Consider the following 26,935-nt stretch of genomic DNA (forward strand, 5'->3'; position numbering starts at 1 on the left):
CCGAAAGGCAAGTGAATGCGTGCAACAACAACCGGTGGGTCTCAGACGCCCCCGACCGGCACCGGTTTCGAAGACGGCTTCCCACTCTCGTCCGCCCAGCGGGGAATGTGGTTCGCCCAGCAGCTCGCCCCTGACGTTGCAGTCTGCATCGCCCAGTACGTGGACCTGCGAGGCAAACTCGACATAGCAGTCCTGCAGGACGCGTCGGCTCAGGCCGGACACGAGTTCCAGTCCGCCTACCTCCGTCTGGCCGAGGTCGACGGCGAGGCCGTTCAGCTGGTCGATCACTCCATCGACCAATCCGTGAACTACCTGGACCTGCGCGGCGAAGACGATCCCATGGCCTCGGCGCTGCGCTGGATCGACCACAACTACGTGCAGCCGGTCGACATGGAGAACGACACTCTCATCGAGAGCTGGATCATCCAGGTCGAGGACGAGCGCAACCTCTGGTACAGCAAGATCCACCACGTAGCCCTGGACGGCTACGGTGCCATGACGCTCGTCAACCGCACCGCAGCGCTGTACACAGCCGCCGTCGAGCACTCCGAACCCGAGCCCAACAAGGCGGCCGAACTCCGCCGGCTGTACGAGCTCGATCAGGAGTATCGGACATCAACACGCTTCGAGTCCGACAAGGAATACTGGGTTGCCCGCGCATCCGACATCCACGACGGAGCAACTCTGTCGAACACGGACGGCCGCACGATTGCCGCCAGCAAGTTGCGCAGCATCGCTCTGCCCGAGGACGTCGTCACCGCTCTCGAAGCGTCCGATTCCACCAAGGGCGGAACTGCAGCTGCAGTGTTCATCGCCGCGTTCGGCTGTTACCTCGCCCGAATGACCGGACGAGACGACGTACTGGTCAACATTCCGGTGTCCGCCCGAACCACCGCGTTGCTCCGCCGATCCGGCGGAATGTTGGTCAACGTCGCACCAATTCCGATGCACGTCCGAGAGGACGCCACCGTCAGCGAACTGGTACAGCAGGTCCAGCTCGAACTGATGGGCGCTCTGCGGCACCAGCGGTTCAGCATCGAGGACATCCGGCGCGAGCTGGCGGCCTCGGGCAGCGACAAACAGCTCACCGGACCGCTCGTCAACATGATGCTGTTCCACCAGCAGATCAACCTCGGTTCGATCGTCGGTGAGTTCAACATCGTCACGTCGGGGCCGGTGGAGGACCTCCTGGTCAACGTGTACCAGAGTGGTTCACCAGCACGAACATTCGTGGACTTCAGAGCAAACCCGAACCGGTACGACGACGACGATCTCACGGCACACCACTCGAGTTTCGTGGATATGGCCGAAGCATTCATCGCGGCCGGACCCGATGTCGTTGTCTCCGAGGTACATCCGGACAGTGCCCAAGAGGGCCGACGACGCCGACGCATCACCGCTCAGCTCGCCTACTGGACGGATCGACTCTCCGATTCTCCCGACCTGATCGGTATCCCCAGCGATCGTGTCCGCCCTTCACGCATCGGCCATGTTCGTGCATCGCACGAGATCACCCTCGGATCCGCGTCCTGGGCAGCAGTCGAACAGCTGGCCGCCGACCGCGGTACAACGCCGTTCGTGGTGTTCGAATCCGTTCTCGCCGTACTTGTTTCACGCCTGGCCAGCACCGACGACGTCTCGATTGCCGTGCCCGCCGCCAGCGGAGAAACCGTCGTTCTGCGGACCAACCCGAACGGACGACTGTCTTTCGGCGACTTCGTTGCTGCATCCAAGGTCGATTTCGACGCAGCACAGGCACACGGTGACGTGTCGTTCGAGGACGTCGTCGACGCCCTCGGTCTGTCCCGGTCCGGCTCGCACAGCCCATTGGCTCAGGTTGCGCTTCGATTCGGTCCCGCAGTTCTGCCGAACGACGGAATCGACATGGATCTTGTCCTCACCGTGAGCGAGTCCGATTCGGTCAGTGTCGTTTTCGATTACGCCACAGAACTGTTCGACGCCGGGAGCATGTCGCAACTCGGCCGCCGCGTGGTGCGAATTCTCGACGCGCTCACGGGTGAACCCGACTTGCTGATCGGTGACGTGGACATGCTGTCCACGGCCGAGCGTGCTCGACTGGCTCCGGTTCGTGGTCCGCGGTCTGTGGTGGGTGTGGTGTTGCCGGAGTTGTTGGCTGGTGCGGTCGGTGTTGCTGGTGTCGGTGGTGTTGCGGTGGTGTCGGGTTCGCGGGTGCTTTCGTATGGTGAGTTGGATGCGGCGTCGTCGCGGTTGGCGCGGATGTTGATGTCGTGTGGTGTGGGTCCGGGGTCGTTCGTGGCGTTGGCGTTGTCGCGGTCGGTGGAGTCTGTGGTGGCGGTGTGGGCGGTGGCGAAGGCCGGTGGTGCGTTCTTGCCGGTGGATCCGAATTATCCGGTGGATCGGATCGAGCACATGTTGGTCGATTCGGGTGCTGTGGTGGGTGTGACGTTGGGTGCCCATGTGGGTGCGGTGTCGGGTGTGGGTGGGGTCTCGTGGGTGGTGCTCGATGATCCGGATGTGGTGGCGGATCTGGCGTTTCGGTCGGCTGCTCCGGTGTTGGATGCCGAGCGTTCGGGTGTGTTGCGTCTCGATGATGCGGCGTATCTGATTTATACGTCGGGGTCGACCGGTGTGCCCAAGGGTGTGGTGGTCACTCATCGTGGTGTGGGGAACTTGGCTGCGGAGGAGCGGGTTCGGTTCGGTGTGGGTCCCTCGTCTCGGGTGTTGGCGTTTGCGTCGCCGAGTTTCGATGCGTCGATTCTCGAGTTCGTGTTGGCGTTTTCGGGTGGGGCGACGATGGTGATTGCTCCGCCGTTGGTGTTCGGTGGGGTGGAGTTGGCGTCGTTGCTCGCCGAGGAGCGGGTCTCGCATGCGTTCGTCACGCCTGCGGCGTTGGCGTCGGTGGATCCGGTGGGGTTGGATTCGGTTCAGGTTGTGGTCACCGGTGGTGATGTGTGTGCGCCGGAGTTGGTGGCGCGGTGGGCGCCGGGTCGGCGGATGTTCAATGCGTACGGTCCGACGGAGGCGACGATTTTCTCGTCGATTTCGTCGGCGTTGGTGGTGGGGGAGTCGGTCGATATCGGTTCTCCGACGATCGGTTTCGCGGAGGTGGTGTTGGATGCGCGGTTGAATCCGGTGCCCGTCGGTGTGGTGGGTGAGTTGTATCTGGCGGGTCCGGCGTTGGCTCGTGGGTATCACGCTCGGTTGGGTTTGACGGCGGAGCGGTTCGTGGCCAATCCGTTCGGTGGTGCGGGTTCGCGGATGTATCGCACCGGTGATGTGGTGCGGTGGAATGCTTCGGGTGCGTTGGAGTATGTGGGGCGTAGCGATTTTCAGGTGAAGGTGCGTGGTTTCCGGATCGAGTTGGGTGAGATCGATTCGGTGTTGGCTGCGGTGCCGGGTGTCGATTTCGTGGTCACCATCGGGCGTGAATCTGCTGCCGGAGCGGAGCCTGCAGGAGCGACCGGAATAGCCCGCGCGACGGTGTTGGTGTCGTATGTGTTGCCGGTGGCGGGGACGGTTCTCGATGCGGTTGCGTTGCGGGAGCATGTGGGGTCGGTGTTGCCGGCGCATATGGTGCCGTCGGCGTTGGTGATGTTGGAGTCGATTCCTCTCACTCCGGCAGGCAAACTCGACCGAAACGCACTACCCGAACCGGAACTCGGATCGCAGAGTGTGTTCGAGGCGGCGCAGACGGAGTACGAAGCCGCTGTGGCAGCGGTCTTCTGCGATGTTCTCGAGGTGGATCGGGTCGGCGTGACCGACAGCTTCTTCGATCTCGGTGGTAATTCGCTGGTGGCAACGCGATTGATCGCGCGAGCCAATTCTGCCCTCGGAACCGATCTGAAAGTTCTGGACCTGTTCGAGGCATCGACGGTGCGGGCCCTGGCAGAACGTGCGGAGGCGAAGGGTGCCTCGTTGCACCGCCGTCCGGCACTCGTGGCCGTCGACCGGCCCGAGTCCGTTCCGCTCTCTCTCGCACAGCAGCGAATGTGGTTCATCAACCAGTTCGATGTGGCGTCGCCCGCTTACAACATTCCACTCACCGTCCGTTTGACGGGTCGCCTGGACGTCACTGCGATGTCCGCGGCCATCGGCGACGTCCTGTCGCGGCACGAATCTCTCCGGACGGTGTTTCCCACGGTGGGCGATCTGCCGAACCAGGTCATCACCCCGGTCGTGGACGTCACCGGCCCCAACCTCCCACTCGACTTCGTCGAGGTCGACGCCGCGTCGGTAGAGGCACTCGTTCGTACTTCTGCAACAACGGGATTCGACGTCACGGTCGATCTCCCGTTCCGGGCGGTGCTGTATCGGACCGGCGGGGAAAGTTTCGTGCTCGCCATCGTGGTCCATCACATTGCTGCGGACGGTGCCTCGATGGCACCGCTGGCGCGCGACGTCATGGTTGCCTACGGTGCCCGGTCTGCGGGATCGGCTCCGATGTGGGACCCCTTGGCCGTGCAGTATGCGGACTTCGCCCTGTGGCAGCATGCCGTCCTCGGCAACGAGAACGACCCGACATCCGTGGCATCGCGGCAGATCGAATTCTGGCAGTCGGCACTGGCAGATCTGCCCGATGTGTTGCCGATGCCGCTCGACCGACCACGGCCCATTCGGCAGTCGATGCGCGGCAGTGTCACCCCGTTCACCATTCCCGCCGATGTCGCCGCTCGATTGTCTTCGGTTGCGGCCGAACACGAGTCGACGCTGTTCATGGTGATCCACTCCGCGCTTGCCTTGCTGCTCGCGCGGTTGAGCGGCACCCGCGACATCGCGATCGGAACCCCGATCGCCGGTCGAGGGGATGCAGCACTCGACGATCTCGTCGGTATGTTCGTCGGCACGCTCGTGCTGCGGACACAGGTCGAGCCGCACGCGACTTTCGGCGAATTGTTGGCTGATACCCGACGTTCCGATCTCGCTGCCTTCGACAACACCGACATTCCGTTCGAGCGACTCGTCGATGTGCTCGATCCCGCGAGATCGACCGATCATTCACCGCTGTTCCAGGTTCTCCTCGAATTCCAGAACAACGCCTCGGCCACGCTGGAACTGCCCGATCTCACCGTCGAGTTCGAGGAAATCAGCACCGACACAGCGAAGTTCGATCTGCAACTCCGCGTCGATCAGAACCCCGCCGACGAGTCCGGTGCGTTGTCGGCTGCCTTCACCTACGCCACAGATCTGTTCGATCCGGACACCATCGATCGGTTCGTCGACCGCTTCCTGCGCATCGTCTCCACCATCGGCACGTCGACGGACGTCCGAACCGGCGACATCGACATCCTCTCCGCCGCGGAACGGGAACTGGTTCTGTTCGAGTGGAACGACACCGCACGACTGATCGAATCGTCTTCGGTCCACCAGCAGATCCCGGCCGGGGATATCGGCGTCACACTGAGCAGCTTGTTCGACCGGCAGGTGCTCCGCAGTCCATATTCGACCGCGCTGGTGTTCGAGGACGAGCACATCACGTATCTCGAACTGGACGGGCGTGCCAATCAGCTCGCTCGGCACCTCATCTCGCTCGGCGTGACATCGGAATCCCACGTCGGCCTGGCAATGCGACGATCGATCGACCTGCTCGTGGGCATGTACGCCATCGTCAAGGCCGGTGGTGCGTATGTTCCGATCGACCCGGACCATCCGGTCGAACGGTCGTCCTACGTGCTGTCGAGTGCTCAACCGGTGTGCATTCTCACCACGAGCCGCGACTGGATCAATATTCCGGTGGCAACTCCGGTTCTCGCCGTCGATCTGTTGGACGTCTCCGATCGCGACCACTCCTCGGTCACCGATGCCGACCGACTGGGCAGCCTGAGTGGCTCGAACACTGCCTACGTGATCTACACCTCCGGTTCCACCGGCCGGCCCAAGGGCGTGGCAGTCACGCACTCCGCCATAGTCAACCGCCTGCTGTGGATGCAACACGAGTATCGTCTCGAACCCGCCGACACCGTTCTGCAAAAGACGCCGGCCACCTTCGACGTCTCGGTGTGGGAATTCTTCTGGCCACTTCAGGTCGGTGCCAAGCTAGTGGTGGCAGAACCTGACGGCCACCGCGACCCCGCGTACCTCTCCCGCATCATCGCTGACGAGCACGTCACCACGGTGCACTTCGTACCGTCGATGCTCGCTGTGTTCGCTGCAGGTGCCCGGGCTGCAGAGTGTGCATCGTTGCGGCTCGTCTTCTGTAGTGGCGAGGCACTTCCGCCTGCCACGGCCGCACAATTCGCCCAGTTCTCCCTTGCGGAGTTGCACAATCTCTACGGTCCGACCGAAGCCGCAGTCGACGTCAGCTACTACCATGTCACCGGACGGGACCCGGTCTCCATTCCCATCGGTGCACCGGTGTGGAACACCCGGTTGTACGTTCTCGACGCCTCGTTGCGTTTGGCACCCATCGGTGCACCCGGCGAGCTGTATCTCGCTGGTGTCCAACTCGCGCGAGGTTATGTCGGCCGAGGCGATCTGACGGCAGATCGCTTCGTCGCCGACCCCTTCGGAGAACCGGGTGAGCGGCTCTACCGCACAGGCGATCTGGTTCGCTGGCGCGCAGACGGTGAACTCGAGTACATCGGCCGTACCGATTTCCAGGTCAAGTTGCGCGGCCTGCGCATCGAGCTGCCCGAGATCGAAGCCGTACTCTTGCGGTCCGAGTCGGTCGCCCAAGCGATCGCACTGGTGCACAAAGACCCCAACACCGGTGAGACGCTGGTTGCGTACGTGGTGGGCGCGCACGGTGCTGCCGTCGACCCCACCGATCTGACGGCCGAGGCCGCGCGACGGCTTCCGGCCTACATGGTGCCCTCGCACGTGGTGGTACTCGATTCGCTGCCGGTCAACGCCAGTGGAAAACTCGATCGAAAAGCGCTGCCTGCACCCGAGTTCACCGTCGCCGCTTCGGAATTCGTCGGTCCGGAGAATCCCGTCGAAGAGATCGTGGCCGGCATCTTCGCTGACCTGCTCGGCATTTCTCAGGTGGGCGTCACGTCGAGCTTCTTCGAGATCGGTGGCAACTCGCTGATCGCGATGCGATTGGTAGCGCGGGTCAATGCCGCACTCGGAAGTAATATCGGTATCCGCGATCTGTTCGACGCGCCCACCGTGCGCGCATTGTCCGCGGGCATCGACATCCGCGAACACGACGCCGAAGCAGCTCCGCGACTGGTTCCGCAGGAGCGCCCCGACGTCGTACCGCTGTCGCTGGCGCAGCAACGAATGTGGTTCATCAATCAGTACGACACCGAGTCGGCTGCCTACAACGTCGCCTTCGCCATGCGGCTGAGCGGCGCACTCGACGTCGACGCGATGCGATCGGCCATCGGCGATGTGCTGACCCGGCACGAGTCACTTCGCACGATGTTCCCGCTGTCCGACGACGGCCCTGTGCAGTCCATTCTCGACGTGGCGTCGGCACTGCCGGACTTGACTCCGATCCCCGCGGACGACGAGCGGCATGTGCACGAACTGATCGGCGATGTCGCCGGCTCGGGCTTCGACGTGGTGGCGGACGTTCCGTTGCGCGTCCGATTGATCCGGGAGAGCGACAACGAGCACGTACTCGTCATGGTCGTGCACCACATCTCCTCCGACGGCTTCTCCACCGCCCCGCTGGCCCGCGATCTGATGGTGGCGTACAGCGCCCGTGCCGCAGGGCATGCGCCGAGCCAGGACCCGTTGCCGGTGCAGTATGCCGATTACGCTCTGTGGCAGCGTCGATACCTCGGCACCGAGTCCGATCCCGAGTCGCTGATGGCACAGCAATCGACCTACTGGGTCGACACACTGTCCGGCAGCCCCGAGGTTCTGCCCCTGCCAACCGATCGCCCTCGCCCGGCGGTGGCGTCTCTTTCCGGCGACTCGGTATCGTTCGAGATCGACGCTGCCATCCATGCTCGGCTCGCAACTGTTGCTGCCGAACACAATTCGAGTTCGTTCATGATCGTGCACGCCGCATTGGCCGTCCTTCTCGCTCGACTGTCCGGCACCGAGGACATCTCGGTGGGCACGCCGATCTCGGGTCGAGGGGATGCCGCGCTCGACGAGCTCGTCGGCATGTTCGTCAACACGCTGGTGCTACGGACTCAGGTGCCGGGCTCCACGCGTTTCGAGGATCTTCTCTCGGACGTTCGTGCCACCGACCTTGCGGCGTTCACACACTCGGACATCCCGTTCGAGCGTGTGGTCGATGCGGTCGATCCCGCGAGATCGACCGCCCATGCACCGTTGTTCCAGGTGATGCTCGAGTTCCAGCACACCGACCGACCGACGGTGACGTTGCCCGGATTGTCGATCGAGGGCATCGAACTGCCCAACGACATCTCCAATTTCGACCTTCAGTTGACGGTCTCGGAAGAATTCGACAAGTTCGGGGTACCGGTCGGCATCGGCGCCGGTTTCCGTTACGCCACAGAACTGTTCGATGCCGATACGGTCCGGGTCCTTGCCGAGCGCCTCGCGCGAATCCTCGATGTCGTGACGACAGACCCGTCCGTCCGGATCGGCGATATCGAGATTCTGTCCGACGACGAATACGCCTCCCTGGCTCCGGTTCGTGGTCCGCGGTCTGTGGTGGGTGTGGTGTTGCCGGAGTTGTTGGCTGGTGCGGTCGGTGTTGCTGGTGTCGGTGGTGTTGCGGTGGTGTCGGGTTCGCGGGTGCTTTCGTATGGTGAGTTGGATGCGGCGTCGTCGCGGTTGGCGCGGATGTTGATGTCGTGTGGTGTGGGTCCGGGGTCGTTCGTGGCGTTGGCGTTGTCGCGGTCGGTGGAGTCTGTGGTGGCGGTGTGGGCGGTGGCGAAGGCCGGTGGTGCGTTCTTGCCGGTGGATCCGAATTATCCGGTGGATCGGATCGAGCACATGTTGGTCGATTCGGGTGCTGTGGTGGGTGTGACGTTGGGTGCCCATGTGGGTGCGGTGTCGGGTGTGGGTGGGGTCTCGTGGGTGGTGCTCGATGATCCGGATGTGGTGGCGGATCTGGCGTTTCGGTCGGCTGCTCCGGTGTTGGATGCCGAGCGTTCGGGTGTGTTGCGTCTCGATGATGCGGCGTATCTGATTTATACGTCGGGGTCGACCGGTGTGCCCAAGGGTGTGGTGGTCACTCATCGTGGTGTGGGGAACTTGGCTGCGGAGGAGCGGGTTCGGTTCGGTGTGGGTCCCTCGTCTCGGGTGTTGGCGTTTGCGTCGCCGAGTTTCGATGCGTCGATTCTCGAGTTCGTGTTGGCGTTTTCGGGTGGGGCGACGATGGTGATTGCTCCGCCGTTGGTGTTCGGTGGGGTGGAGTTGGCGTCGTTGCTCGCCGAGGAGCGGGTCTCGCATGCGTTCGTCACGCCTGCGGCGTTGGCGTCGGTGGATCCGGTGGGGTTGGATTCGGTTCAGGTTGTGGTCACCGGTGGTGATGTGTGTGCGCCGGAGTTGGTGGCGCGGTGGGCGCCGGGTCGGCGGATGTTCAATGCGTACGGTCCGACGGAGGCGACGATTTTCTCGTCGATTTCGTCGGCGTTGGTGGTGGGGGAGTCGGTCGATATCGGTTCTCCGACGATCGGTTTCGCGGAGGTGGTGTTGGATGCGCGGTTGAATCCGGTGCCCGTCGGTGTGGTGGGTGAGTTGTATCTGGCGGGTCCGGCGTTGGCTCGTGGGTATCACGCTCGGTTGGGTTTGACGGCGGAGCGGTTCGTGGCCAATCCGTTCGGTGGTGCGGGTTCGCGGATGTATCGCACCGGTGATGTGGTGCGGTGGAATGCTTCGGGTGCGTTGGAGTATGTGGGGCGTAGCGATTTTCAGGTGAAGGTGCGTGGTTTCCGGATCGAGTTGGGTGAGATCGATTCGGTGTTGGCTGCGGTGCCGGGTGTCGATTTCGTGGTCACCATCGGGCGTGAATCTGCTGCCGGAGCGGAGCCTGCAGGAGCGACCGGAATAGCCCGCGCGACGGTGTTGGTGTCGTATGTGTTGCCGGTGGCGGGGACGGTTCTCGATGCGGTTGCGTTGCGGGAGCATGTGGGGTCGGTGTTGCCGGCGCATATGGTGCCGTCGGCGTTGGTGATGTTGGAGTCGATTCCTCTCACTCCGGCAGGCAAACTCGACCGAAACGCACTACCCGAACCGGACTGGTCCGCTCAGGTCACCACGGGCGGCCGCGATGCCGAGAATGCGGTCGAGAAGACGCTGGCCGGATTGTTCGCCGAGGTCCTGCGGCTGGACCGCGTCGGCGTCGACGATTCGTTCTTCGCGCTCGGCGGCGACAGCATCATGTCCATTCAGTTGGTCTCGCGCGCCAAGGCTGCCGGTCTTGCTCTTTCGCCGCGAGATGTCTTCGAGCACAAAACAGTTGCTGCACTGGCCGAGGTTGTCGCAGCCGGTGACGGGATTGCTGCGATCGTGCTGGAAGAACTGCCGGGAGGCGGTGTCGGCGACGTACCGCTGACCCCGATCGTGGCATGGATGCTCGATCGCACAGCAGTGCTCGACAAGCACACCCAGACCGCTGTGCTGACGCTTCCGGCGGACATCGAACTCGACGTCCTCGAAGCCACTGTCCAGACGGTTCTCGATCACCACGACATGCTTCGCGGTGTACTCCATCGTGGTGAGCACCCCGCGATGGAGGTTCTTCCCGTCGGATCGGTGTCGGCGCAGTCGGTTGTCCACCGAGTCTCGTCGACGACCGTTCACGGGCCGGAGTTCTCGGAGCAGGCCAAAACGGAGGCAGCGGCAGCAGTAGCACGCTTGGCACCCGATTCCGGTGTCATGATCCAGATGGTGTGGTTCGACGCAGGCACCGAGGGAAGCCGTCTGCTCGTTGTCGCCCATCACCTGGTGATCGATGGTGTGTCATGGCGAATTCTCGTTCCGGATCTCGCATCGGCATGGGCGCAGATCATCGGCGGGAACACTCCGGAACTGGCACCGGTCGGCACCTCGATGCGCCGTTGGTCGCATGGCTTGCGTGAGGTCACCGCAACCCGCGCAGACGAGCTGGAGATCTGGCGATCTGTTGTGGCACAACCCGATCCGCTCATCGGATCTCGTGCACTCGATCGAGAGATCGACGTGTACCGGACCGTGGACAGGATCGAGACGACTCTGTCGACCGACGTCACCGAGGGACTGCTGACCGCACTGCCAGACGCGTTCCACGGCAGCGTCAACGACGGTCTTCTCGCCGCTCTGGCCCTTGCCACCGCCGTCTGGCGACGAGGTCGCGGCGTGGTCGTCGACGACGCTCTCATCTCCCTCGAGGGTCACGGCCGTGAGGACCACGTCGTACCCGGCGCTGATCTCGGCCGCACCGTCGGTTGGTTCACCACGATCTACCCGCTCAGATTGACCCTCGACGGTATCGATCTGGACGACGCTCTCGCCGGCGGTGCCGATGCAGCACGCCTGATCAAGTCGGTCAAGGAGCAGTTGCTGGCCGTCCCCGATCACGGCATCGGCTACGGCATGCTGCGATACCTGGACGAGAACGGTGCCGCTGCTCTTCGCGACTTCCCGGCTCCCCAGATCAGTTTCAACTACCTTGGGCGTTACAGCACCGACATTCCGGACGAGCTTCGCGGGCACGGCTGGTTGCCGGTCGACGATTCCGGAGTCGGTGATTCGCAGGACGAGGATCTACCCGTCGCCGCGGTGCTCGACATCAACGCTGTCACCACGGCGACACCGACCGGCCCGCGACTGGAAGCATCGTTCGCGTTCCCCACCGGCGTGCTCGACGCGGCCGAGGTCGCCGAGCTGGTCGAACTGTGGCGTCAGGCACTCACCGCGCTGACTCGGCTTGCTCAGCGGCCCGGGGCAGGCGGTTTCACTCCGTCCGATCTCGACCTGGTTCGGCTCGATCAGAGCTCCATCGACGACCTCGAACGCGTCTATCCGACACTGGACGACATCTGGTCGATGACGCCTCTGCAGGCCGGTCTGCTGTTCCACGCCGAGCTGTCGGATCAGTCCGTCGATGCCTACATCGTCCAACTCGTGTTGGAACTGCGCGGAGACGTCGACGAAGCTCGCTTCCGACGGTCCGCTCAGGCGCTGCTGCGTAGACACGCCAACCTGCGTACCGCCTTCGTGCACAACACCGACGGCGAGTCGATCCAGATCGTGCATCACGATGTGGACGTGCCGTGGTCCTCGGTCGACCTGACCGGTCTGGACGTCGACGATCGGGCCGCCGAACTCGAACGCATCGAACACGAGGACCGAGCCACCCGTTTCAACATGGCTCAGGCTCCGCTGTTGCGCTTCATGCTGATCACGATGGCTCCGGGCGAGTGGCGTCTGGTGATGACCAACCATCACATTCTGCTCGACGGTTGGTCGACGCCGCTGCTGCTCAAGGACCTCTTGACTCTGTACGTGGTCGACGGCGACGAGACCGTGCTCCCTCGCGTCCCCGCCTACCGCGACTACCTGTCGTGGCTCGCAAAACGTGACCGTTCGTCGGCAACTGCGGCGTGGACCGACGCGCTCGCCGGACTGTCCGAGCCCACACTGTTGACTCCGGTCGAAAGTCGGCGCCAGGAGTCGACGTTGGCCGGCCGCGCGCTGATCTCGTTGGACACCGCACAGACCGACCGCCTGCGAGCCGTCGCCCGTGCACGCGGCGTGACGATGAACTCCATGGTGCAGGCGTCGTGGGCCATGGTCCTCGGCACCTTGACCGGACGCTCCGACGTGGTGTTCGGTGCGACCGTGTCCGGACGACCACCTGAGGTGTCCGATATCGAGTCGATGGTCGGCTTGTTCATCAACACCCTGCCGGTCAGAATCGTGCTCGATCCGTCCAAGACACTCGGTGAATACCTCGATCGGGTGCAGGCCGAACAGGCTGCGCTGCTCGATCACCACTACCTCGGCCTGACCGACATCCAGCGGGCCGTGGGACCGGCCGTCGCCTTCGACACCCTGACGGTGTTCGAGTCCTACCCGATGGACCGTGCGGGCCTGTCGGCCGAGACCGACCTCGCCGGCATGCATGTCCACGACGTCCACGACGGCAGCGACACGGCGCAGTATCCACTGACTCTGGTCGCCATGGTCGACGACCGCCTGCACATCGAGGCCAAATATCTGCCAGAACTGTTCGAGGACAGCGTCGTTCGAGCGACGATCGACAGAATCGTCCGGGTACTCGAGGTCATTTCCACCGACACCGATCGGCGGGTCGGATCGCTGACACTGCTGTCCGACGACGAACTGGCTCGACTGGCCCCGGTTCACGGCCCGGCGTCGTCGAGTGTTCGTCTGCTCCCCGAGATCTTCACCGATGCTGCGGCCACGAACACCGACGGTATCGCTCTGTGGAGCGGGGACGGCAGCCTCGACTACGCCGAGCTCGACGCGCGGTCCTCCGCTCTTGCCCGCGCGCTCATCGCCCGCGGCGCTGGACCGGAAAGTGTTGTCGCACTGGCTCTACCACGCTCCATCGATTCGGTTCTGGGCATCTGGGCGGTCGCCAAGACGGGCGCGGCATTCCTGCCGATCGATCCGAGCTACCCCCGCGATCGCGTCGAGCACATGTTGGTCGACTCGGGCGCCTCCATCGGCCTCACACTCGCCACGCACGTCTCCGCGGTCGACGGTCTCGGCTCGGCCCGGTGGACCGTCCTCGATCAGGACGAGACACGCACCGAGCTTGCCGATCTCTCGACCACCCCGCTGCGCGACGAAGAGCGAACGCGTCCGATACACGTCGATCAGGTTGCCTACTTGATCTACACGTCGGGCTCGACCGGTGTGCCCAAGGGCGTCACCGTCACCCATCGCGGTCTTGCGAATCTGGCAGAGGAAGAGCGAAGCCGTTTCGAGGTAACTCCCGATGCTCGAGTTCTGGCTTTTGCTTCGCCGAGCTTCGATGCCTCCATCCTCGAACTGGTCATGGTCTTCTCCGGCGCTGCGACAATGGTCATCGCACCGACCTCGGTCTACGGCGGCACCGAGCTGGCCGCACTGCTCGCCGAGCAGAACGTGACGCACGCGTTCGTCACGCCTGCCGCACTGGCATCGGTGGACCCCGAAGGCCTCACCGAGCTGCGCGTCGTCGCCACCGGTGGCGACGTCTGTCCGCCGGAGCTGGTGGCTCGCTGGGCACCGGGTCGCCTGATGTTCAATGCGTACGGTCCCACCGAAGCGACGATCTTCTCGTCGATCAGCGACCCGCTACGCGTCGATTCCTCTATCGACATCGGTTCGCCGACAATCGGTTTCAGCGAGGTCGTACTCGACGCGCGGTTGCATCCCGTTCCGGTCGGAGTTGCGGGAGAGCTGTATCTCGCCGGACCCGCGCTCGCCCGGGGCTACCATTCCCGATTCGGTCTGACTGCAGACCGATTCGTTGCAAATCCCTTCGCCGAGCCGGGTGCGCGGATGTACCGCACCGGAGATGTCGTGCGGTGGACCGAATCCGGGACACTCGAGTACGTCGGGCGTAGCGACTTCCAGGTCAAGGTGCGCGGGTTCCGTATCGAACTGGGCGAGATCGACGCTGTTCTGACCGACGATCCGACGGTCGAATTCGCGACTACGGTCGGGGTCGACGGTCCGACGGGCAACACGATTCTGGTCGCCTACGTTCTCCCGCGGCCGGGTCGAGAGATCGACGCGACCGCTTTGCGGACCCATGTTTCGAGTTCGCTTCCCACGCACATGATCCCGACGGCCTTCGTCGTGCTGGAGTCGATTCCGTTGACTCCAGCCGGCAAACTGGATCGAAAGGCCCTGCCTGCTCCCGATCTCCATCTCGGAAGCGATTCACGCGCCCCCCGTACCGAGACGGAGCGGATCATCGCCGACATATTCGGCGAGGTGCTCGGAATCGACGCAGTCGGTATCGATTCGAGCTTCTTCGATCTGGGCGGCGACTCCCTCAGTGCCACCAGACTCACCGCACGAGTCAACACCGCCCTCGACACTACGATCAGTGTGCGCGCTCTGTTCGAGGCTCCCACTGTCGAGTCGCTCGCAGAGCGCGTGGACAGCAACCCGCTCGGTACAGTTCGACGCCCCTCGCTCGTGGCGAAGCCGCGGCCGAGTTCGATTCCTTTGTCCCTGGCTCAGCAACGAATGTGGTTCATCAACCAGTTCGACGTGACTTCGGCGGCGTACAACATTCCGCTGGCGGTTCGTCTGACCGGTCGTCTCGATATCGCCGCGATGAGCGCGGCCGTCGGCGACGTTCTGGAACGACACGAATCTCTACGTACGGTGTTCCCGACACAGGGCGAGCGACCCGAGCAGAAGATTCTCGATGTACAGACTGCATCGACGGCACTCGACGTTGTCGATCTCGACGCCGGCGAGGTCGTGGCGGCCGTTTCGGCCGCTGCGGCACAGGGATTCGACGTCTCGACCGAGCTGCCCTTCCGCGCGGTTCTCTACCGCTTGGCACCGGACGAGTTCGTGCTCTCGATCGTCGTGCATCACATCGCCGCCGACGGAGCGTCCATGGCACCACTGGCGCGAGACGTCATGGTGGCGTACGGAGCCCGCGCCGCTGCCACTGCCCCGATGTGGGCACCGCTCGAAGTTCAGTACGCCGACTTCGCGATATGGCAGCGCGATGTTCTCGGTGACGAGTCCGATCCGTCGTCACTCGCCGCACAGCAGCTGGACTTCTGGAAAACCGCCCTGGCGGACCTGCCCGAGGTTCTCCCGCTGCCGTTGGATCGTCCTCGCCCGGCCCGTCAGTCGTTGCGCGGCAACAGCGTTCGCTTCGAGATCGACCGCGAGACACATGCATCACTGGTCGACGTCGCGCGTGCCAACGAGGCAACCGTCTTCATGGCCGTACACGCGGCATGGTCGGTCCTGATGGCGCGATTGAGCGGCACCGAGGACATCGCGGTCGGTACTCCGATCGCAGGCCGCGGCGACGCCGCACTCGACGATCTGGTCGGCATGTTCGTGGGTACGCTCGTTCTGCGCACCGACGTGGCACCGCAACTCTCGTTCACCGACCTGCTCCGTGCCACGCGCGCAGCCGATCTGGCTGCGTTCGACAACACCGACGTCCCGTTCGAGCGGTTGGTCGACGTACTCGACCCGACGCGTTCGACCGACCACTCGCCGCTGTTCCAGGTACTGCTCGAATTCCAGAACAACACCTCGGCGTCGCTCGAGCTGCCGGACCTGACCGTCCGAGCCGTGGACATCGACGCACACGTGGCGAAGTTCGATCTACAGCTGACCGTTGCGGAGAACTTCGACGAGACCGGTGCGCCGTCCGGGATGACCGCGGCGATTACATACGCGGTCGATTTGTTCGAGGAATCGTCCGTCCAGGAGTTCTCGGCACGCTTCGGTGCCATCCTCGATGCAGTCACTGCCGATCCGGACAGCGCCGTAGGCGACATCGACCTGCTGCTCACCGGGGAACTCGATGCGATGACGCACGAGTGGAACCACGCGGGTCTCGGGGCAGACGACTCGACCTTGGCCGACCGATTCGCCGCTGCTGCAGCACGATTCCCCGATTCGCGTGCCGTCGTCTTCGGTGATCGATCGATGACCTACGCCGAACTGGACGACCGTTCGAGCCGCCTGGCCCGGGTCCTCGTCGATCGCGGCGTGACGTCCGAATCGCTCGTTGCGGTCGCAATGCCACGTGATGAGCAGTTGATCGTGGCGCTGCTCGCCGTGATCAAGTCCGGCGGCGGGTATCTGCCGATCGACGTCTCCTACCCAGCGGACCGACTCGCGTTCATGCTCGAGGACGCCTCGCCTGTCTGCGTCATCTCCACCGTTGCCGACAGCACTGCGGTTCCGGCGTCCGACCTCGATGTTCTCCTGGTCGATTCGCCGGAACTGATCGCCGAGCTGAACGACGTATCCGGCACTCCGCTGACGGATGCGGACCGCTCGGGCAGGACCAGTGCAGATTCGATCGCGTACGTCATCTACACCTCGGGTAGCACCGGCCGTCCGAAGGGCGTCCAGATCGCACACCGCAATGTGGCGACACTGTTTGCGAACACTGCGGATCTGTTCGATTTCGACAGCCGCGATGTCTGGACGATGTTCCACTCGTACGCGTTCGACTTCTCGGTGTGGGAACTGTGGGGCCCGTTGCTGCACGGCGGAACCCTCGTCGTCGTCGATTACTACACGGCACGCTCGCCGGAGCTGTTCCGCGAGTTGCTGGTGCGCGAAAAGGTCACGGTGCTCAACCAGACACCGACGGCGTTCTACCAGTTCGCGGAGGCCGACAGGGTTGCCACCGCGACCGTGGGAGCTACCGATGACTCCGCAGAACTCGCGCTGCGGTACGTGATCTTCGGCGGTGAGGCACTCGATCTCGGACAGTTGGGCCGTTGGTATGCCCGACACGACGAGTCCGCGCCGACCCTGGTGAACATGTACGGCATCACCGAGACGACGGTCCACGTGAGCCACCTGGCCCTGACCGAGGAGTTCGCCGCTTCGGCCTCCTCCAGCGTCATCGGTCAGGCGATCCCGGCACTGAACGTTGCCGTTCTCGACGCGCGTCTGAACCCCGTGCCACCTGGTGTGACCGGCGAAATGTACGTCTCCGGGGCACAGCTCTCGCGCGGCTACCTCGGACGCGCGGGCCTCTCGGCTACCCGTTTCGTGGCTGATCCCTCCGGTCGGGCCGGACACCGGATGTACCGCACCGGTGACACGGCGAGATGGAACCGCGACGGGGCGCTCGAATATCTGGGCCGCAGTGACATGCAGGTACAGCTGCACGGGTTCCGTATCGAACTCGGTGAGATCGAAAGCGCCCTGCTCGCATTCGACGGTGTCGCGGCCTCCGTGGTCTCGGTACGAGACGACGGATTCGGTGACCGTCTGATCGGCTACGTCGTTGCCGAGTCCGGTCGTACCCTCGATCACTCCGCCGTTCTCGATTTCGTAGGCACCACACTGACGTCCTACATGGTGCCTGCCGCGCTGATCGTGCTCGACGAGCTGCCCCTCACCGCCAACGGCAAGCTCGATCGCCGTGCCTTGCCGGCTCCGGACTTCTCGGCCAATGTGACCGAAAGTCGCTTGCCCGCAACAGAAGTCGAGTCCATTCTCGCCGGCTTGTTCGCGGACGTGCTCGGACTCGACACCGTCGGCGTCGACGATTCGTTCTTCGCACTCGGCGGCGACAGCATCATGTCGATTCAGCTGGTCTCTCGCGCCAAGGCGGCCGGCCTGGTGCTGGCTCCACGTGACATCTTCGAGCGCAAGACCGTTGCCGCACTGGCCGAGGTGGTCGTTCTCGGAGGCGATGTCGTCGTACTGGAAGAACTCGACGGCGGGGGAGTCGGCCCGCTACCCCTGACCCCGGTCGTGCGGTGGATGTTGGACCGCAGCACCGACTTCGGGCGATACACCCAGACGGCGCTGCTCCAGCTCCCGGTCGGTATCGACAGCGACTCTCTCGAACGCACCGTTCAGGCCGTGCTCGATCGTCACGACATGCTGCGGTCGCGTCTGTTCCAGGACTCCGACGGCACGTGGCGCGAAGAAGTGTCTCCGATCGGCTCGGTGTCCGCCGCGTCCGTCGTCCATGCAGTTTCGGTGAATTCGGTCGACGGTTCCGAGTTCTCTTCCCGCGCCGCGGCGGAACTCGATGCCGCGGCAGACCGACTCGTCCCTGCCGACGGCGTCATGGTGCAGATGGTGTGGTTTCAGGGTCCCAACGGATCCGGTCGACTTCTCGTCGTCGCACATCACCTCGTCATCGACGGCGTGTCCTGGCGAATCATCGTTCCGGATCTGGCGACCGCATGGAGCCAGATCTTCGCAGGCGACGAACCTGAACTGGCACCGATCGGCACATCGATGCGGCGCTGGTCGACCGGTTTGACCGACGTCACCGCGAGCCGCGACGGCGAGCTCGGATTGTGGCAACGCATTCTCGACGGCGAAGATCCGACCATCGGCTCACGCCCATTGGACAAGCGGGTGGACGTCGACGCGACCGTGCAGCGCATCCGTACCTCGCTCCCCGTCGAGGTCACCGAGCGACTGCTCACCACCGTGCCGAATGTCTTCCGCGGCAGCGTCAACGACGGCCTGTTGGCGGGATTGGCTCTGGCGCTGACCGCATGGCGTCGCGAACGCGGAGACGCCGTTCGTACCGCTCTGATCACACTCGAGGGCCACGGACGTGAGGACGCCGTGGTGCCCGGGGCCGATCTCGGCAGGACCGTCGGCTGGTTCACCACGATCTTCCCGGTGCGCCTCGACCTCGGATCCGTGGACATCGCCGACGCATTGTCCGGCGGAGACTCCGCCGGCGCGCTGATCAAGGCTGTCAAAGAGCAGCTGCTCGAGATCCCCGATCACGGCATCGGCTACGGCATGTTGCGGTACCTCGATCCCGCAGGAACCGAAGCTCTGTCCGATTACGCCGCTCCTCAGGTCAGTTTCAACTACCTCGGTCGCTTCTCGACCGGATCGTCCGAGGGCATGGAAGACGTGGGCTGGATTCCCGTCGCCGACGCAGAACTGGGCGACGCACAGAACCCGGACATGCCCGTGCCTGCGGCGCTGGACATCAATGCCGTCACGACGTCGACCCCCGACGGCCCGCAGCTGGACGCCACGTTCGCGTTCCCGGCCGGGATCCTCGGCGCCGACGAGGTCGATCGGCTGATCGATCTCTGGACGCAGGCACTCACCTCGATAACCGAGCACGCCTCGGCCGACGGTGCGGGTGGTCTCACTCCGTCCGATCTCGAGCTGGTCGACATAGATCAGAAGTCGATCGAGGTACTGGAGAAAAGATTCCCGGACCTGGACGACGTGTGGTCGATGTCGCCGCTGCAGGCTGGCTTGCTCTTCCACGCGCGCCTCGCGGGCGAGGTCGGCAGCGACTCTGCGGGCGTCGACGCCTACATGGTGCAACTCGGCCTGGAGTTGCGTGGCACCGTCGATTCCGCTCGGATGCACGCCGCAGTCGACAAGCTCGTCTCGCGTCATCCGAATCTGCGGGCAGCGTTCGTCCACAACAGCTCCGGCGAATCTCTGCAGATCGTGCAGAGTGCGGTCACGGTTCCGTGGGCCGAGATCGATCTGCGCGGCGAAGCCGATGTCGAGACTGCACTGGAGGCAGTCCTCGAGGCCGATCGCGGTGTTCGGTTCGAGATGGACTCCGCGCCGCTGCTCCGATTCACGCTCATCACCCTCGCCGACGATCACTGGCGACTGCTGTTGACCAACCACCACATTCTGCTGGACGGGTGGTCGACGCCGCTGGTCGTCAAGGAACTCATCACGCTGTACGTCACCGAGTCCGACGACTCGATGCTGCCGCGGGTGCCTGCGTACCGGGACTACCTGACATGGATGCGGCAACGCGACGTCTCGATCTCCACCGCGCAGTGGGTCAGTGCGATGGCAGGCGTCGAGGAGCCGACTCTGCTGGTCACCGGCGATCGAGGGCGGCAACTATCCACCGTCTCGCGCGAATCCGAGCGCTCGTTGTCGATCGAGACCACCGCTGCCCTACGCGATTTCGCGGCCCGCCGCGGGTCGACTCTCAACACACTGGTTCAGACCGCATGGGGAATCGTGCTCGCGACACTGACCGGTCGAGACGACGTCGTGTTCGGTGCCACCGTGTCGGGACGTCCGCCTGAGGTCCCGGGCATCGAAGGCATGATCGGGCTGTTCATCAACACGCTGCCCGTTCGGGTCACACTCGATCCGAGCGAGACGCTGGGCGCTCTGGTCGATCGTGTTCAGTCCGAGCAGGCGTCGTTGCTGGACCACCACTACCTCGGACTGACCGACATCCAACGTGCAGCAGGTGCCGGGGTCGCATTCGACACGCTGACGGTGTTCGAGTCGTACCCGGTCGATCGCGCCGGTGCCTCTGCGGCAACGGATTTCGCCGGTATGCAGGTGACCGACATTCTAGGGACCGACGCAGCGCACTATCCGCTGACTCTGGTCTCGTCCGTGGACGAGCGCCTGAATCTGAAGGCCAAGTACCTGCCCGAACTCTTCGATGTCGAGGACGTCGACGCCATCGTCGATCGAGTCGAGCGGGTGCTCGTCGCAGTGCTGGCAGACGAACAGCAGCCACTGGCCCGACTCAGCCTGCTCGATCGGGCCGAATTCGGCTCCCTTGCACCGGTATTCGGAATCGAAGGCCGCTCCAAGCGTTTGTTGCCGGAGATCTTCTCCGACGCCGCAGCCATCGATCCGGACGCCATCGCGCTGCGCAGCGTGGACGGAGAGCTGACGTACCGGGAACTGGACCGACGGTCGAACAGACTCGCTCGGATCCTGCTGACCCACGGCGTGCACACCGAGACGTTCGTCGCGCTCGGTATCGCGCGGTCCATCGAATCCGTTCTGACAGTGTGGGCGGTCGCCAAGTCCGGTGCCGCATTCGTTCCGGTCGACCCGAACTACCCGGCCGATCGCATCGAGCACATGCTGGCGGACTCGGGCGCGAGTTTCGGTGTCACCACCCGTGCGCATCTCGACGACCTGCCCTCGACCGTGCCGTGGATCATTTTGGACGATCTCGCCACGGACGGCCCGAACGGCATCGGTGACGAGCCGATAGCCGACAGCGAACGACACGGTCGCGTCACTCTGGACAGTGCTGCGTACACGATCTACACGTCGGGTTCGACGGGCGTTCCGAAGGGCGTCGTGGTCACGCACTCCGGCCTCGACAACTTCGCTACCGAGCAGCGCGAGCGCTACGGCGTCTCGAAAGACTCACGGACACTGCACGTTTCGTCGCCGAGCTTCGATGCCTCCGTGCTCGAATATCTGCTCGCATCCGGTGCCGGAGCAACCATGGTGATCGTGCCGCCGACGGTGTACGGCGGCGAGGAGCTCGCGTCGTTGTTGTCATCGGAGTCAGTGACTCACGGATTCATCACTCCGTCTGCCCTCGCGTCGGTCGACCCGACCGGTCTGGACACGTTCGCCGACGTCGTCGTCGGCGGCGAGGCCGTTCCGGCCGAGTTGGTCGGCAAGTGGGCCCCCGGGCGCAACCTGTACAACGGGTACGGTCCGACCGAGGCCACGATCATGTCCAACATCAGTACACCGATGGTCGCCGGCGAGCCGGTGTCGATCGGTGGGCCGGTGCGCGGCGTGCACGAGGTGGTACTGAACTCACGGCTGCAGCCGGTTCCCGTCGGCGTCGCAGGAGAGCTGTACCTCGCCGGTGTCGGTCTGGCCCGCGGCTACCACGACCGGATGGGCCTGACGGCAGAGCGATTCGTCGCCGATCCGTTCGGTGTACCCGGTTCGAGGATGTATCGCACCGGCGACGTGGTGCGGTGGTCACCGGATCTGACCATCGAGTACGTCGGTCGGAGCGACTCCCAGGTCAAGGTTCGCGGATTCCGCATCGAACTCGGCGAAATCGACGCTGCGCTCTCCGCGCATCCCGCGGTGGACTTTGCCGCGACCTTCGGCACTCCGGGACCTTCGGGGGCGACTGTGCTCGTTGCCTACGTGCGTCTGGCAGAGGAGGGTGTCGATACCTTCGACACCGCTGTGCTGCGCGATCATCTCGCCGCTGCGCTGCCGTCCCACATGGTTCCGAGCGCCATCGTCGTGCTCGAGACCATTCCGCTCACCCCCGTGGGCAAGCTCGATCGTGCCGCCCTGCCGATACCGGAGTTCGGCGCTGCTACGTCGTACCGCGAGCCGACCACCCCTGCCGAGCTCACCGTCGCTTCTGTGTTCTCCGAGATCCTCGACATCGACCGAGTCGGTGCCGATGACAGCTTCTTCGAGCTGGGGGGCGACTCGCTCAGTGCCACTCGAGTGATCGCGCGGGTCAACGCCGAATTCGGTACGGCGATCGGCGTTCGCACGATCTTCGAGACGCCGACGGTGTCGGGTCTGGCCAAAGCGGTCGGTACTGCAGACACCCGGACACAGCGTCCGGCCCTCGTCGCGGTGCAGCGTCCCGAGCACATTCCGCTCTCGCTCGCTCAGCAACGTATGTGGTTCATCAACCGGTTCGACCCCTCGTCTGCGGCATACAACGTGCCGTTGGTCGTCAAACTGACCGGGCAGTTGGACACTGCGGCACTGGCCGCCGCGGTCGTCGACGTTCTCGAACGCCACGAGTCGCTGCGTACGACCTTCCCCGAGGGTCCGCAATTCCCGGTGCAGCTGGTGCATCCGGCCGGCGATGTCGCACCGACGGTCGAACCCGAACGGATCGATGTCGGGGTACTGACCGACCGCGTGGCTCTGTTGGCGGGTCGAGGGTTCGACGTCACCACCGAGATCCCGGTGCATGTGGAACTGTTACAGGTCCTCGACACGACCGACGCGGCGTCGGCCGACAATGTCTTCGTCCTCGCCATGGTGGTCCACCACATCGCAGCCGATGGCGCATCGATGGCACCGCTGGCGCGCGACGTCGTACTTGCATACTCGGCGCGCAGTGCAGGACACGCGCCGGATTGGCGGCCGCTACCGGTGCAGTATGCCGATTACACGCTCTGGCAGCGTTCGCTGCTCGGCGACGAAAAGGACGAGTCGAGCGTGGCCGCGGCCCAGCTGGAGTACTGGACCACGAGGCTGGCGGGCCTGCCGGATCTGTTGCCGTTGCCCACCGATCGCCCTCGACCCACCACTCAGGATTTCCGGGGTGGCCGGGTGCGATTCACCGTCGACGCCGAGATACATCAGGCACTCGTCGAGCTGACCCGCGAGCAGCACGTCAGTATGTTCATGGTGCTGCACGCCGCGTTCGCCGTGGTGTTGGCACGACTGAGCGGCACCGACGACATCGCGATCACCACCCCGGTGGCGGGGCGCGGTGACGCGGGGCTGGACGACCTCGTCGGCATGTTCGTCAACACGTTGGTGTTGCGCAGCCGGGTCGTCGACTCCACCTCGTTCGTGGATCTGCTCACGCAGGTGAAGACACACGATCTCGATGCCTTCGATCACACCGAGATGCCGTTCGAGCGCATCGTCGAGGTGCTCAATCCCACCCGGTCGACGGCGTACGCTCCGCTTTCACAGGTGGCACTGTCCTTCCAGAACAACGAGAAGGCGTCACTCGAGCTCCCCGACCTGCGCGTGGAGGGCTTCGACTTCGACGTACCCGTGGCCAAGCAGGATCTGCAACTCCTGGTGTCCGAGAATTTCGGGGACGACGGGCGACCGGCCGGCTTCGAGGCAGCGTTCGATTACGCCACGTCACTGTTCGATGCGGCAACCGTCGACGCCATCGCAGCGCGACTGGTTCGCGTACTCGACGCCGTCGGGAACGATCGACTCACTGCGGTGGGGGATATCGACATTCTCGGTGCTGACGAGAAGCAGGCTTTGGCACCGGCCCGCGGGTCGGCCGACGTCGCACTACGGACATGGCCGGAAATGCTCGCCGCGTCGGTGGCGCTCGATCCGTACGCGGTCGCCGTCACCTATCGAGGCGTGAGCCTGTCCTACGCCGACCTCGACAGCTGGTCCAATCGAATTGCTCGGATGCTCATCGACTACGGCGTCGGCCCGGAAACGTTCGTCGCCCTGGCACTGCCTCGGTCGATCGAATCGGTTCTGTCGGTGTGGGCGGTTGCCAAGACCGGCGCAGCTTTCTTGCCGGTCGACCCGAGCTACCCGTCCGATCGCATCGCGCACATGCTCGAAGATTCGCGCGCGGCAATGGGATTGACCGATATCGACAGTAGGGGGTCGCTACCCGACACCGTGCCGTGGCTCGTGTTGGACGATCCCGAGACGTCCGCGGAACTATCTCGTTACCCCGTGGACGCCGTCGCAGATTCGGAGCGCACGGCGACACTGCACCTCGACCACCCCGCATACCTGATCTACACATCGGGTTCGACGGGTCGACCGAAGGGCGTCGCGGTGCGACACCGAGGCATGTCCAACCTGCAGGCCGAGGTGATCGAGCGGTTCCGCCCCACCCGAGATTCGCGGGTGTCTCACATCGCCTCGCCGAGTTTCGACGCGTCGGTGTACGAGCTGACGATGGCATTCGGCGTCGGTGCCACGGTCGTGATCGTGCCGCCGGGTACCTTCGGCGGCAGCGAGCTGGCCGACCTGCTCGAGTCCGAACACGTCACGCACGCATTCCTGACACCGGCGGCGTTGTCCTCGATCGACGAGACTCGCCTCGGCACTGTGCGCGTCCTTGCAGTCGGCGGCGAGGCCTGTACTCCGGAACTGGTGGCGAAATGGGCACCTGGCCGCAAGATGTTCAACGGCTACGGTCCGACCGAGACCACCATTCAGGCAAGTGTCGGTGGGCCGTTGGTGCCCGGCGGCACGGTGGACGTGGGCGGGCCTGGGACCGGATTCCGGTTCCTGGTGCTCGACGCACGCCTGCGACCGGTCCCGGTAGGAGTGTCGGGCGAGCTGTACATTGCCGGCCCCGGCACGGCACGTGGGTACCTGCGCCGATTCGGACTCACGTCCGAGCGGTTCGTAGCCGACCCGTTCGGTACTCCAGGCGAGCGGATGTACCGGACCGGTGACGTCGTGCGCTGGGGGAGTACCGGTGCCGTCGAATTCGTCGGACGCAGCGACTTCCAGGTCAAGGTGCGCGGCTTCCGTATCGAACTCGGTGAGATCGACTCCGCCCTGACCGAGCACGAACAGGTCGGATTCGCCGCCACGATAGGACACACCGCGGCGTCCGGGGACACGGTGCTCGTGTCCTATGTCCTGGCGGCAGACGGCGAGACGGTCGACACCGAGGCGCTCAGGGATCGAGTCGCCAAAGTGCTTCCACGCCATATGGTTCCGTCGGCGATCATCGAACTCGACGACATTCCGCTCACTCCGGTGGGCAAGCTCGACCGTCGGGCGTTGCCGATACCGGAGCTGACGGTCTCGACAACTCCGTACCGAGCACCGAGTACCGACGTGGAAGCTGCCATCGCCGACGCCTTTGCTCAGGTTCTCGGAGTCGAGCGAGTCGGTATGGACGACAACTTCTTCGAGCTCGGCGGAACCTCGCTGGTGGCCACGAAGATCGTGCCGGCCATCGAAGATGCCATCGGAGTACGACTGCCGCTGCAAGCGTTGTTCGTCGACCCAACGCCGGCCGGGCTGGCCGCGCGGGTTGCGTCCGACGCCGATGCCGCGGGTGCCGATCTCGATTCGGTGTTCGGAGTGATGATTCCACTGCGTGGTACCGGGTCGAAGGCACCGCTGTTCTGTGTCCACCCGGGAATCGGTCTCTCGTGGGGATACGCCGGTATCGTCTCGAAATTGACCGACGACCGTCCCGTGTACGGCCTGCAGCTGCCGAGCATCGTGGAAGGTACGACGTTCGGTTCCATTCGCGACCTCGCGCACCGGTACGCCGACGAAATCCGCAGTGTCCAGCCGGTCGGTCCGTACCACCTTCTCGGTTGGTCGCTCGGCGGCTCGCTCGCTCACGCGATCGCTGTGGAACTGCGCAGCACCGGCAGCGAGGTTCGCACTCTCGCTTTGCTGGACAGTTATGTCGACGGCCACGACGAAGACAACGTCGACGGAGCGTTGAGCGTCGAGAATCTGCTCGGTGGACTGGGTCTCGACCTGTCGGCGCAGCCGTCGGCCGAGCCGCTGACCTACGAGCGGGGCGTAGAACTCCTCGACGAATCCTTGGGTCAGACGACCGGCGTGACTGCCGATCATCTGCGAAGAATCAACGCAGGATTCGAGAATTCGACAAGAATCATGGCCGAGTTCGTGCCGGACGTCTTCGACGGAGATGTTTTGTTCTTTTCCGCAACGAAGGGTGCGAGCGACGGAATTGTCAGATCACCGCAGGAATGGCGACCGTACGTGACAGGGGATATCGTCATCCACGACGTCGAGGTTTTCCACAACGAGATGACCAATGCCGATGCGGCCGATGTAATCGGTCCGATCGTCGATTCTCATCTGGGCAATACGGCTGAATAACATTTGGCGTGTTCTTCGCATCGAAGAGCACCGTTACGAATACGATCGGCGTTCGGTACCAATGCGGTCGAATGCAGGTCACTAC

1 protein-coding gene is annotated in these 26,935 nt (G+C 64.2%); it reads left to right on the forward strand.

Annotated elements, in window-relative coordinates:
• Positions 1-15 precede the first annotated feature (15 nt).
• Positions 16-26,850, forward strand: coding sequence for a non-ribosomal peptide synthase/polyketide synthase (locus tag QM797_RS14355; protein ID WP_283276289.1), 26,835 nt, complete (start codon positions 16-18; stop codon positions 26,848-26,850).
• The last annotated feature ends 85 nt before the right edge of the window (positions 26,851-26,935 follow it).

The sequence above is a fragment of the Rhodococcus sp. IEGM 1381 genome (assembly GCF_030056795.1).
In the GTDB taxonomy this organism is placed as follows: domain Bacteria; phylum Actinomycetota; class Actinomycetes; order Mycobacteriales; family Mycobacteriaceae; genus Rhodococcoides.